This window comes from Brevibacillus formosus (genome assembly GCF_003013405.1).
GTDB lineage: Bacteria > Bacillota > Bacilli > Brevibacillales > Brevibacillaceae > Brevibacillus > Brevibacillus formosus.
This window is the reverse complement of the sequence record NZ_PXZL01000010.1, coordinates 19,423-33,115: the sequence shown is the minus strand read 5'-3', so window position 1 is coordinate 33,115 and position 13,693 is coordinate 19,423. Positions and strand designations below refer to the sequence as shown.

Annotated in this window: 5 protein-coding genes; 1 reads left to right on the top strand and 4 read right to left on the bottom strand. The window is 53.5% G+C overall.

What is annotated here, in order from left to right:
• Positions 1 to 274: 274 nt before the first annotated feature.
• From addA to C7R91_RS10065, 4 genes are read right to left on the bottom strand one after another with little or no spacing between them, the layout of a single operon-like run.
• On the bottom strand, positions 275 to 4,102 hold the full coding sequence (addA, locus tag C7R91_RS10080; RefSeq protein ID WP_047073271.1) for a helicase-exonuclease AddAB subunit AddA: 3,828 nt from the start codon (positions 4,100 to 4,102) through the stop codon (positions 275 to 277).
• Positions 4,071 to 7,568, bottom strand: a complete 3,498-nt coding sequence (gene addB / locus C7R91_RS10075; protein WP_047073272.1) for a helicase-exonuclease AddAB subunit AddB — start codon at positions 7,566 to 7,568, stop codon at positions 4,071 to 4,073. Before addB ends, addA begins: the two co-directional genes overlap by 32 nt.
• Positions 7,569 to 7,583: 15 nt before the next feature.
• The gene (locus C7R91_RS10070) at positions 7,584 to 11,234 is read right to left on the bottom strand and encodes an AAA family ATPase (protein WP_047073274.1); all 3,651 of its coding nucleotides are present in this window, start codon (positions 11,232 to 11,234) and stop codon (positions 7,584 to 7,586) included.
• Positions 11,231 to 12,472 carry an exonuclease SbcCD subunit D gene (locus C7R91_RS10065; RefSeq protein WP_047073276.1) on the bottom strand — a complete coding sequence of 414 codons (1,242 nt, stop codon included), beginning with the start codon at positions 12,470 to 12,472 and terminating at the stop codon, positions 11,231 to 11,233. Before C7R91_RS10065 ends, C7R91_RS10070 begins: the two co-directional genes overlap by 4 nt.
• Before the next feature lie 172 nt (positions 12,473 to 12,644).
• On the opposite strand from C7R91_RS10065, the gene C7R91_RS10060 reads away from it, so the two are divergent.
• Positions 12,645 to 13,394, top strand: a complete 750-nt coding sequence (locus C7R91_RS10060) for a hypothetical protein (protein WP_047073277.1) — start codon at positions 12,645 to 12,647, stop codon at positions 13,392 to 13,394.
• Positions 13,395 to 13,693 lie beyond the last annotated feature (299 nt).

Here is a 13,693-nt window from a genome sequence, read left to right as displayed (position 1 = left end):
GCAGCGTAGGAAGAAGCGCATTTCCAGTCAAAGCGCCTCTGGAGCCCACCTCAGCTCCGGAATAAATGGCGGGGAATTTAAGCTTCACTTATGGACTACCTCCTCGAAACTTCTACGTTTGAAGCGCTCCCGCCATTTATTCCGGAGCGGACAGTCAATCCCCCTTGCAGGGCGTAGGCCGAAGCGTAGACTGGAAATGCGCTTCTTCCCCCACCACAGCAGCTCTAATAAACAAAAAGACCGCCAGAGCTATTACCCCTGACGGTCCAACATACTAATCCATGCTTTCATCCGAAAACGATAAAGAGAATCCACCTGAGAGTAAGTAAAGATAACTAGACACGTTCCCTTTTGGCTTGATGATCTGCTTGATCGCCCGAACGTATAGCCTGATCTGGCCTTCGTATCTTCTTTTCATCTCTTCGATGGCTGCGGCACTGGCCTCTTTTGCCATCCAATCTGTCTTGAAGTCGATCAGGACGAGACTTCCATCCTGCTCTTCCAACAGGCAATCAATGACCCCTTGGACGACAACCTTCTCGTCGCTCTCTTCACCCAACTCCGCTTCTACTTCATAAGCAGGCAACACGAGGGTAAATGGCAATTCACGATGCACGACCGCTGCCGCCTTCATTCGCTGCCCTAAAGGATCAGCGAAGAATCGGGCAATCTGCGAAACATCTACTGCTTGTACCTGCTCGTCAGTTAAAAAGCGGCGTGCCGCGAGTGCCGTCACCTGCTCCCGAATATCCGCTTCATCCAGCGGACGTTTCAAATCGAGATGCTGGAACACTAAGTGCGTAATTGTCCCTTTTTCTGCTGCTGTCAGTCGATTGGATTTTTGCTCAGACAAAAACTTTGGCTTTTCCGTAATGGACGGCAGCGTGAGCGGCTGTCCGCCTTTGCTGACTTTGGCATGTCGCTTGAGTTCGCTGACACTCCATTTCGCAGCTACGCGTGGCGCAATTGGATGCGGGTCCTGCCATCCTAAACGCCTGTCGACAATCTCTCGCAAAGCGTCATCAGACGGTCGTTCCGCGATCGCCTCTCGTCTGGTCATGCGCTCCCACAGAGACACCTCGTCGTTGGTTGACTCTCCTTGGGCACGGAGCTCATCTGCCTGATAGAAGTGAAACGACCAAACCGAATCATCCGGCACACTTCTGACTCTTACGACTTCTCCCGAGCCTTGCTGCTCTGGATATGCCCGCAGCGATCCTGCACCAGGATGTCGCAGCATCGCACGCCCCACCCAATCCAGGTATCCCTTTGCCTGAATCAAGTCTTCGTCACTGAGCCGCTCGCTGTCATCCTGTCTCCCCCAGTCTGTCATACTTTTGGCGAGATCCTTGGATGAACCGACAAGAATGAGCTTCTCGCGTGCACGCGTCAAAGCCACATAAAGCACACGCATTTCCTCTGCCAGCATATCCCGACGCAGCTTTTGCCGGATGCCCAGCGCAGCCAGACTCGGATAGCGCAGCTGCATGGAGGGCTCGACCGCCATCGGGCCAAAGCCCAAATCTTTATGCAGCAAAAACTGGCTCTTCAAATCCATCGTATTAAACTGCTTGCCCATGCCCGCCACAAAAACAACCGGGAACTCGAGCCCCTTACTTTTGTGGATCGTCATGATGCGTACGACATCCTCGTTTTCCCCGATGGTTCTTGCTTCGCCCATATCATTGCCCGCTTCTTGCAGACGGTCAACAAAGCGCAAAAAGCGGAACAAGCCACGATAGGAACCAGCTTCGTATTGTCTCGCCCGATCATAGAGCGCACGCAAGTTGGCCTGTCTCTGCTGACCGTTTTCCAGAGCCGCCACATAATCGAGATAGCCTGTCTCCCGGTACAGCATCGTCAGCAGCTCCGATAAAGCACCTCTGCGAGCCTCTGTCCGCCATAGATCCAATCGGCAAAAAAACTGTCGCAGCCTTCTCTCCCACGACTCTTGGGGCGGGCGTTCCTCTGCATATTGGAGAACAGCTTGATGAAATGGCCCTGTCGAGTAGTGAATGCGGATTTGAGCAAGCTGCTCCTCCCGCAAGCCGACGATGGGAGACCGCAATACAGCTGCCAATGGAATGTCTTGGAGCGGGTTGTCAATGACACGCAGCAAGGAAAGCATCGTTTCTACCTCAGTCGCCGCGAAATAACCCGCAGTCTGCTCGGCATACACGGGAATTCCTGCCGCGTGCAGCTCCTCTTGCATCGTCTGCCCCCAGCCTGAGGTCGCACGAAGCAAAATAACGATATCGCGATAGGCCAGCGGGCGCATTCCCCCAGCCTTTTTATCGAAAACGAGCAGTGGCTCTTCTCCCTCGCCCGGCTCCATCCACCGACGAATACGGCTGGCGATTAGTCGAGCTTCCAGCTGTGCAACACTCGCTTCCTCTACGGACTCTCCCTCGGGAATACCTGCTTCACCCTCATCTGTCCCCTCTGCAGCTACCGCCTGACCTTCTTCTGCTATCGTTGTATTCCGGTCGATCAAATGCATCTCTGCCTGCAAACGGTTCGGCTGTGCTTCAGGATAAGAAGCGCGGTTGATCAGCTCCGCCGAAGGATCATAACCAATCTCACCTACCCCGTGAGACATGATCTGGCGAAACAAAAAGTTAACGGCATCTACGACTTCCCTTCTACTGCGGAAATTCGCCGCCAGATCGATACGCCGACCGATGCTAGCCTCATCAGCATCACCATCTTTTTGATACGTCACATATTTTTCGAGAAACAGCTTCGGCTCTGCCAAGCGGAATCGATAAATACTCTGCTTCACATCCCCTACCATGAAGCGATTCGCTGGCTGACCATTCGCTCCGTCTCGGGAAACCATTTGCAGGATTGTCTCCTGCACGAGGTTGATATCCTGGTATTCGTCTACCAGCACTTCAGCGAACTGTTCGCGCAATTGCGTGGAGATTGACGAAGGAACAGTCTCCCCTGACTCATTCGTTTCGGTTAGAACGCGCAGAGCCAGATGCTCCAAGTCGCCAAAGTCGACCAACCCACGCGATCGCTTCTCCAATTGAAACGCATCCGAAAATGCTGTCACCAGCCTGGCCAATGTCTGCATGTGAGGAGCAATCCGCTGCAAATCCGCGACGTACTGCTCGGCTGTCGTAGAAAAGTATTGCTCGATTTGCTCGGCCAGTTCCTTTTTCACACTGTTTCGCAGGTCTTGCACCTGTTCCTTCACGAGCGGATCTGTGCCTTTCACTGGAGGCAGCTTGGCAAATACAACCCCTCGAACCGCTTCGACGGTCGCTTCCCAACCATCTCTGCAAGCCGCTCCTGCACGTTGCAGGGCAGCCGCTTCCGCCTCAAGCAAAGGCAAATAGCCAGCAGGTCCTTCCGGTGAGCCAGCCAGTAGAACTGCCCTGCGAATCTTAGCGGTCATTCCACCGAGTGCCAGCTCCACAGAACGCAGTACGCTTCTCGTCCACTCCAGCCCGTCCAGACCGTTTTTATCGTGAACCGCAAACATTCCAGCCGCTTCCCCGAGCCATTGTTCTGGTGCCGGATGACTGCGCGAAAACTCATACAGCCTGAGTAGCAGTATGGTAAGAGCATGATCGTCCTGACCGTCCAGCATCACATCAGCTAATGCATGAAAATCCGCGTCATTCTCATACCAGCTCTCCAGCTGTTCCTCCAAGACATCCTGTCGCAAAAGCTCTCCTTCCATCTGATCGGCAATGCGAAAATCAGGATCGAGTTCAATCAGATAGTAATACTGGCGCAAAATCCCCAAGCAAAACGAGTGAAGTGTCGTAATCGTCGCCCGCTGGAGCAGTGCCAGTTGTCGACGCAGATGTGAAGAGTGCGGGTCATCTTTCAATGCTTTTCGCAATGCATCACCGATCCGGTGACGCATCTCTGCCGCTGCCGCATTGGTAAAGGTAACCACCAACAGCTGATCGACTCCAACCGGGTCCTTCTCGTCCAAGATGCGTCGGATAATCCGCTCAACCAGGACTGAGGTTTTCCCAGAGCCTGCCGCAGCTGCCACCAGGAGATTATTCCCGCGCTGGATAATCGCTTGCCATTGCTCGTCCGTCCATTGTTCAGGCTTGGCCTGCAACTGTTGATCCGCCATCGGTCATTCCTCCTTCTCCTGCCATCTGCTGCTCTGCCAGCATGCTCCAAATTTGCTTGTTGTTCCATTTGGCAAGCTGTCGGTGCTCATTCCCGCCGGCATCTCCGTCGAACTTGCATACCGGCCTGTACGAACAGTAATCACAAGCGGTCATCGTCCCGTTTGTGTACGGCGCGATCTGGATCTCCCCGTTAGTCATGCGCGTACTGATTTGCTTCACAGTATCGCGAACATAGGAGGTTAAGGCTTGGAACTGCTCGGCTGTTGCCACGGATGAACGCGACGAGAGCGTTCCGTCCTTTTTGATTTCAAATGGCACCAGCTCTGAAGCCCCTTGCTCTACATAGCCATCCATCATTCTAGCCAGCTCTGGGTCTGCGAGCATCAAGCCTTTCATGCGCAAGCGCTTAGCCCGCTCCTTTGCCGCTTCGTCAGCCGTTAGCAAGCGTTTTGCCGTCACAAAAGGATCGGCTACCTGATAGTAGAAAACGCCACCCATTTCGGCTTTTTTCCCCAGCCATTCCTCGGCATTTGCCACGACAACGTCGAGATAGACGAGCAGTTGCAAATTCAGACCGTTCCACACATCGGAAAGAGACAGCTGCTTGGGACTGGACTTGTAGTCAATCACGCGCAAATACGGGACCTCACTATCCAGTGATTGGTCAACGCGGTCAATGCGTCCAATTAACTGAAGCTCCACGCCATTTTCTAGCGTTAAAGCCAATCCCGGCAAATCTGAATTCGGCCCAAACGAAACCTCCAGCCCTACTGGTGCAAAACGGCTGCGCTTCGCATGCTCCCCGAGTACGTAAATCGCGCGGCCAACTGCTCGCTTCAGCTTGCCGGACAAATAACGATACCGGGCTGTCCTTGTCAAAATGCTGCTGCGAGTCGCAGGGACCAGTTCTTCTACAACCACGTTTGCAAGCTGCATGCTATTGTCTTCCGTCAGCTTGCTCCACTCCAGATTGTCTTCGTTCATTTTTTCAACAGCTCGCTTGAGTGAAGCATGGAACAGCTCTCCCACATCGAAACGCTCCAGCTTGTACATTGTTCTCTCCGACAATCTGAGACCATGGGAAGAGAAATGCGAGAACGGACATGACTGGAACCGCTCCAGACGAGATACGCTCATTTTCAGTTGTTTGCCGTACAAGGTCGTGCTCGTTTCCAAATCCAGCTCCTGCGGTCGATTGAAGTAACGCAAGCCGGACAACAGCCACTGCTCCCGTTTGACGTCGGGAGAAGAGCGAATATACCAGTCGTATACCTCCCACCAGAAGTCTGGCAGCTCTCCTGTTTTCTTCATCGATCGCAATAGCGTCAAAAGGTGGCGGAACACACGTCTCGGATGTCCGAGCAGGAATGCATCTGTCTCGTGCTGCCCTGTCGGTTCATTGTAAAACACCTGATGCGGGATATCCGGCAGTACTTCCCGGATGCGGGTAAACACAGAGGAAGGCAACAGGGCCTTGCCCTCTTCATCTGCCAACGCACAGCTCAGGATCAGCCTCTCCGACGGTCTCGTCATCGCCTGGTACAACAGGTAAGGCTCAGCCATCAGCCGCTGCTTTGCACTCGGTGCCAGAGACATGCCCATTTCAGCCAATCGCTCACGTTCCGCCTCATCCAGAATTCCTTCTTCTTTTGGACGCAACGGAATAATGCCCTCGTTTACACCAAGCAAAAACAGTGCTTTGACATCTGGTTGACGTGAGCGCTCCATTGCCCCGATCAGCACCTGATCCAACGCTGGGGGTACGAGTCCCAATTCAATCGTCTCCAGACCGCTGTCGAGCACACGGGCAAATGTCGCCAGGTCCATGCTCTCGTCGCCCATGACCTCCACGACCTGATCCATCAGCTCGATCAATCCTGTCCATACTTGTCCGTGCACCTGTGCTGCATCGAGATCGCCGTCATTTTCTGCCTTTCGCTGCCAGTGCTCCAGCTTGTTAGGCACATCCAGCGCGATCAGAAGGTTGTACAGGGCAAGGGTCATTTCCTGTACGTTTTTGCCCGTTGCTTGCTTCATCTCTTTTTCAAAGGACAGGAGCGGCGCTGCGTATTTGCGTCTCAACTCATCAATTTGCGCATCTTCCTCGGCACCTGCCTGCCCGCGGAAATGCCAAGCAGATTCTTCTGCCCATTGATAGCCAAAGACACCATGAGCCAGCACGTAGTTTTCCAGTCGGTCGATTTCCTTCCGGGCTGTATGCTCATCGGTAATATCCAAAAGGAGCAGGTCTGTTTTCAAGCAGCGGAAAACAGCGTCGTACCGCCACCTCGTAACAATGACCTCCAATGCCGATCGCACCAGCTCCACCAAGGGATGGTGCATGACGGAGCGCTTCTGGTCCAAGAAGTGCGGGATGCCGTATTCGGTAAACACAGCCGAAATCTCATCTGCGTACGTCCCGATTTCCCGAAGCAAAATCGCCATGTCCTTCCAGCGATACCCTTCTTCTCTCGACAGCGCGAGGAGCTTCAAAGCCACAGCCTCTACCTCCGCACGCCTGTTTACTGCTGAGAGCATCGTCACTTCGTCCGCTCGTCCGGGCTGATCCGGGATCGGCGGGTCTCCCCATTGGAAATACACTTGTTCGACTTGACGCAGCCACGGACTGCGGTTGAATCGCTGTGCCTCCGTCAATAAAATCGGCTTGGCGATTGATACACCCGATTCACGCGCCATCAGTGTCAAGGCTTGGTACGTTCGCAGTGTAGGGTGGAACAGCCCCAGTTCATCCACTGAAGCGTCACGTTCATTCGGGTCAAGCGTCAGCGCAATCGTCACCTGCTTGGCGTGCTGCATCAGCTGCTCGATCAAGCGCAGCTCTTGATTCGTAAACCCGGTAAAGCCATCGATAAATATTTCAGCCTGCTTGATGTACATGGAATCACGCACCATCGTCGCCACTCGGTTCAGGATGTCGTCCGCATCGCAATATCCCTCTGACAAGTAAGCCTCGTACGCATTCATAATCAAGCGAAGGTCATGTATTTTTTGATTGAGATTGGCTCCTCCCCATTCCACATTCTCGGAATGGGTGAAGGATACCCCATACGATTTGCACTCACTAATCAAGCGACCGAGCTGAGCAGCAAACCCAGGCTGTGTCGCCGAGCGCCCGAATACGTTCAGCTCTTCCTTGTGCCGCTCCAAAAGCATGCGCAAAACCATATGCTTACCCAGATCGTCAACAGGCACGGTAGTCAGATCGCCCAGCTCCTGCATGAGCCTGTGAGCCAATCGACCGAAGCTGAGCACTTGTGTCCCCATCACACCGCCCAGCTCAGGCAGTGTGGCGAGTGCATACTCTTCCTGAAAGCTGGCCTGTTCCGGAACGAGCAAAATCATAGGCGAACCCAACGGCTTTTCCCGCAGCCGGGCTTGCATCTGCCGATGGATCGATTCTGTCTTCCCTGTTCCTGCCCGTCCCAGTATAAATTGGACTGCCATGATTTTTCCCCTTCCCTACTCCATTTCCAGATGCAGCGTGCTGCCTTTTCCCATCGGTTCTGCTGGTGTCACGACCAGACGACGCGGCATGCGCACACGAATTTCCGGTACGTGGCTAATGACCCCGATGGTGAAATCGTCCATACGCAGTCGCTCAAGCGCATCCATAACGACTTCCAAAAGCTCCGGATCGAGTGTCCCAAAGCCTTCGTCCAGGAAGAAAAACTCCAGGCGTCCGCCACGCATTTGAATCTCCATCGACAGGGCAAGAGCCAGCGACAACGAGGTCAGGAATGTTTCCCCGCCAGACAATGTGCTTACCGGGCGGCGCATTCCTCCAGCTCCCTCATCCCGCAAAACAAATTCGCCCTCGTCGCCGATTTCCAGCCCGTAACGGTTGGCGGTCATCCGCTTCAGGTGATAGGAAGCGTCTCTTGCGATTGATACCAGTTTTTCCTCCGCAATGAACTGGACAAACGCCTTGGCTTCGAACAATTTTTTCAACTCTTCCAAGCGGCTCTGCTCATCCTGCTGCTGTATCATTTCTTTGTGAAGCTCTTGCCATTTGTCATGATTTTTTTCCATGCGATCCACATGCTCTTTGGCGACAGCGACTTGCTTTTGCGCCTCCTGGAAGGCTTGCTCCCATTGATCCCACGCCTCTTTTGCAGTGGTGAGCTCTTCCTGCGTAAACGAACGGCCTGCTATAGCTTGTTGCAGCCTTTCTTCCTCGTAACGAAGCTGCCCTGCGATTCGCGTGTAAGCCTCGACTTGCTCCTGTGCCTGTGGCAATTGGTCACGCTCAGCGTATCGCTCCCGTACATACTCGACAGTACCGAGACCTGTTTCCTGCAAGCCTTGGTACAATGTCTCGTGAGCTTCCGTGCGTTGCCGTGTGAGGATGGCCAGCGTCTCCGAATACTTGACCAAATTGTTTTGCACCGTTTCCCGCGCCTCGGCGGTCTCTTTGCGCTTTGTCTCTGCCAGCGTGACTGCCTGACGCAAACTGAGGAGAGTCTCCTCTACTCGCATCAAACACTCCTGTGCAGTAAGTCCACCCGTGCGTTCCAGCCATTGGGCATGCTTTTGTTCCCACATGCGCTTTCGATCTTCCAGCTTTTCCTTCAGTGCCGCTTCCCGTGATTTGCCCTCTACCTTCCGCGACTTGGCGGCTTCTACCTGCATCATCAGCTTTCCGCGCAGCGCTTCTTTCTCTGATCGCACCTGCTGCAACTCTGCCAGACGACGATCTGATTTTCCGATTTCCTCGTATCGCTGTTCGATTTCCTCGATGGGAAGTCCATGGCGCTTCGCATCCAGCTCTTCTCGAGATTGCTTTTCTTGCGTGAAAGCAGCGTCCAGGCGAACTTTATTCTCATCGATTGCCTTCTGTGCCTGCTCGAGCAACAGCACGCTCCGCTCCATCAAGCGTTTCTTTTCCGCCTCTTCCTCACGCAAGGCTTCCAGCTGTTGCTGCAATTGCTCACGCTCTGCTTTTAGCCGCTCTCTTTCCGCTTGCTTGGCAATCAGTTCCTTTTCCTCGCGCTGATAGACGGCGAGAAGCTCTTCAAAAGAATCCACGATCCAAGGCTGTCCGTACCCGCGACACTCTGCCTTGATTGCCTCAAGCCGCACCTCCAGCTGTTCTTGTTCAGCCTTTACGCTTGCTAGGCGCTCATCAAAAGCAGCAAGCGCTCCCTTTGCTGCCAACCAAGCTTCCTTGGTTTTGCCTGCTTCTTGTTCAGCCGTACGCAAAGTCTCTTCTGACGCTTTGATTCGAGCACGCAGGGAATCACCCTCCGTTCCCGCTTCAGACGCTTTTGCATGGTTCTGGTGGCCGTGTGGGTGGTGTTCGGAACCACATACCGGACACTCCTTGCCTTCCTCTAAACGTTCGCGTAAAAACCGCGCCATGTTTTCCTGCTGCCAGCGTTCCCATTCCTGACGCAGCTCATCTCGTTGGGCCAGTTGACTCTTCACTAGTGCTTCGCTTGCCTCTACTGCCCGAGCCAACTCTTCATTGCGCTCATCCAACTGCTTACGCTCCTCGACGATGTGCTGCGACTTCTCCTGCCACGATGAGAAAGCCTGCAATACTTCCCTCCACTGGCGACCTATCTGCTTCATGTCTGCCAGTACGTTTCTTGCTTTCTCCCATTCTGCTTCGCTCATCAAAGCCGAGTCGGCTGGTGCTGCCAGCTCTTCTCTTTTTTGTGCCAAGCGATTCGCACAAGCTTCCCAGCTGCGTTTGTGCTCATCGGCAGTATGAGTTGCCGCCTGAATCTGCTGCTGTGCTGCGAGTTGTTCTTTTTCCAGCTCACGTACCTTGGCATGGTCCCGCTCCCACTGCTGCTTCGCTTCTCTGGCTGCTGCTATTTGTGCTCGCCATTCAGGAGAGATCGTGACCTGCTTCATCTGCTCTTGCAGATCAGCCCACGCAAGCTCCCAGTTTTTTAAGGCGGCCTCATCCTTTTCCAGCTGTTGTTCTATGTTGGTCAAGGCAACTGACACTTCACTCCACTCTCGCTCCAGACCTGTCCACTCTTCCCGGATCGCCTTTAGCTCCTCTTCCCACTCCTGTGCCTGCACCAGCCTGCCCTTTTGCTGAATCAGTAATGGCTCCTGTACAGCCAACTCGGCATGGACCTTCTGATACGCTTGCTCTGCCTCCTCTACGGCCAAGCGAGCACTCTCCTGTTGTTCGCGGCTGCGTTCCAATGCGGTACCGGTCGCATGCCACTCCTGATCCAAACGCTCATATTGCTGCAGTAATGGCCACAGTCGAATGCTCGACTCCCATTCGCGAATTTTCGCGGTTAGAGATGCCATTTCCGCTTCATTTGCTTCCTGCTGCTGTAGTTGCGCCTGGACGTGCAGTAGCTCCTGGTGCCACTGGTTAAGCTGCTCCAGCTCCTTGAGCTTCCCAGCCAGCTCCTGTTTTTGCTGAGTGAATTCCTGCTCTTTTTGCGCAGCTTCCTCCCACGTTTGTCTCGCCAGCTCCAAGGCTTCCGGACCTGCGTCACCCAGAGCTGCACTCTCCAGTTGCAAACGATGCATCTGTTCCTTGACCTGTTCCAGAGCATGCCGTACACGCTCGCTCAGCTTTTCCCCATAAATATGTAGGCGGAACATTCGTTGCAGCATCTCATTGCGTTCACTGCCCTTCAGCGTCAAGAAGCGGGAAAATTGACCCTGTGGCAAAACGACCGCCCGGGTAAAGTCCTGCAAAGTGAGACCAATCAGCGCCTCAATCGCAGCTGTCGCGGACGTGGCTTTGGACTCCAATACGACATCCGGCTCTCCGGTCAAGGCTCCCGACTGAATCAGCCTCACTTCCGGCTGTCGCTTGTTCCCCTTTTTATCCAGGCCAAATTCCCGTTCCACCGTATATTGCTTGCGCTCATCGCCCGTCCCCAGCTCAAAGGTAAAGGAAACGAAAACACGCTGCTCCAGCTGGTTCAGCACTTCTTTCGGATGGTTACCCCCGCCCAGCCGGACGACCTGCCCGTACAACGCGAGCGTAATCGCGTCCAGGATCGTAGATTTTCCGCTTCCAGTCGGGCCAAATATCCCAAACAGTCCCGCCTGACATAGCATTTCGAAATCGACCTCTTGCATTTCTCGATAGCTGTGCATCCCTGCCAGCTTCAATCGTATCGGTCTCACTCTTCTTCCCCCTCTCCTCCCGTTTCTGCCAATAGACGCTGGAACAAGGCCACGAGCTGCTCATCCGGCTCTGCTCCCCTCTTTCGTTCATAGAAGCGCTTGAACAATTGATCGGACGTCAGCTCTGTCAGCTCGACCCGCTGTTCCTCTTCTTCCTCACGCTCTTCCCTTACGACAACACGCTGTATTTTCAAAAAATCATCCGATAGCTTGCGGACACGCTGAAATTCTGCCGGGTCGATCACGCCAGATACATGCAGCTCCAAGTCAATCCACGCCCCTGCATCGCGTCCCTCTTCCAACCAGCGCTCTACTTGCTCGATTCCCTCTGTCGCCCTCCAGCGTGCCAATGGCCGTGCGCTCGTCAAATAAATGATCTCCTCACGCACTTCTTGTCCTGGCTCCACCTCGACCAGTACGACTGCCTTGCTCTGACCTGCTTCAGAAAAGCTGTACGAAATCGGTGAGCCGCTGTAACGCACCAACGGCTTGTCACTGAGCTTTTGCAGTCGATGGAGATGGCCGAGCGCCACATAATCAGCGTTCTTCGGAAAAGCCTGCGGCGATACAGTCAACGCTCCCCCAATTTGAATCGGTCGCTCGGAATCTGTTTCCTTACCGCCCATGACAAACAAGTGGCTCGTAACCAAATTGACCGTATCCTCACGAAAATGAACAGACAGATCAGCAAGCAATTGCGCAATACGCTCGGAAAAAGCAAGCTGCATCTGCTCCTGGGTAAAGCTTTCGCTCAACAGCTCCTTTAATCGCGATTCAGAAGGATAAGGCAAGGCCAGAATTACCGCATTCGCAGCGCAGCCAGGAATCTTCATTTCCAGCCAAGACGGGCCTCCCTGCACAATTTGCACACGTTCAGACGATGCTTCCTGCGTCAGCAATGGTGCTTCCTTCGGCAACCCCAACAAAACGATCCCGTGCTTTGTGGCAAGCGGCGCTGCTGCCCGCACCCGCTCAGGCTGGTCATGGTTCCCCGCGATCACGACTACACCTCGCCTGCCTTCCGAAGACAAACGCTCCAATGCATCATAAAAAAGCTCTTCCGCCCAAGCAGGCGGATTGACCGAGTCGTACACATCCCCAGCAATGAGCACCAAGTCCACTTCCCGCTCATCCGCTATGTGACAGAGCTCGTCCACAAATGCCACTTGCTCAATACGGCGGTCCCGCCCTTCCAGTTGCCGCCCGAAATGCCAATCGGCTGTATGTAATATCCGCATGACTCCTATCACTCTCCACGATCATGTGTTTGCTTTTCATTGTAACAAAAGACAGCGCTGTTCGCGGTTGAAATTTACTCCACTTTTCCGTAACTTTTGCTTCTGACTGCTCGTCTTCCAACTGAAAGGGTCGTGATTGATCGATCTCATCCTGGAAAGGAGCTCGTAACCGTTGCGTAATTCCCGCTTGTTGCTCAACCTGGCAGTAGGACTTGCCGTCTCCAGTCTCATCCTCACTGCCCCCTCTTCCCTTGCCTCCAAGGCGCCTACCAAGACCCAAGTATTGGATTGGATTAACAAGCAAGCCAAAAATCCAGTTGTTACCTACTATTTTGACTTTCAGCTCGTCAATCTCGATGATGACCCGGAACCAGAAATTGTCGCCAAGCATAACGGCAGCGTACATATCGGGAATTTTTACATCTTGGATCAAAAGCCAGATCGTACGTATGCCCTCATCGCGGAAGAGGAATGGAATCCACCACGCCTGCAATTGGATCATTGGGACTATACGCGTGAAGTGAATCACTCCGAGATCGACAAAAACGCCGACGGTGAACCACGTTTGCTCGCAGAAAAACGAGTATTTGAAACCGTCCAGCATACTGGCGGATCAGGCATATGTGTCTACAAGGCGAATCTGTGGTATTTGGACAAAGGACGTCTGGTCAAAGCATGGGAAGGGCTGCTCCGACAAACAGTTTCCGTGCCGGGTGGTCAACTTTTCCGGACCGTCGGCAGTTATCAAATCGTACATGACGACACTGAAAAACCTTTGCTCTACTACTGGCAAACACAGCAGGAGCTAAACCCTGATACAGGTGAACCACTTCCGGGCAAACCTGAGACTTCATTGCAAATGTATCGTTGGGAAAATGGTGTTTTTGTTCCTTTGAATACAGGAAAACCGCCAGGGAAATAGCCTGACGGTTTGGTATGCAAATGCGTTGTCTTCTATCCGTTGTAACACAAAGCATCTTTGAATCTACTCGCAAATTGTTTTATCAAAGTCGCGTAGGAAGAAGTGCATTTCCAGTCCAAGCGCCTCTGGAGCCCTACCCAGCACCGAAATGAATGGCGGGGAATTTCAGCTTCACTTATGAGACACTTCCTCGAAACCTCAACGTTTGAAGCGCTCCCGCCATTCATTTCGGTGCGAACAGTGAATTCCCCCTTGCGGGGCGTAGGCCGAAGCGTAGACTGGAAATGCGCTTCTTCCCC

Bases quoted from the DNA above. Each gene is read 5' to 3' on its own strand.
- C7R91_RS10065 (WP_047073276.1), bottom strand. From the start codon at position 12,472: ATGCGGATATTACATACAGCCGATTGGCATTTCGGGCGGCAACTGGAA.
- addA (WP_047073271.1), bottom strand. From the start codon at position 4,102: ATGGCGGATCAACAGTTGCAGGCCAAGCCTGAACAATGGACGGACGAG.
- addB (WP_047073272.1), bottom strand. From the start codon at position 7,568: ATGGCAGTCCAATTTATACTGGGACGGGCAGGAACAGGGAAGACAGAA.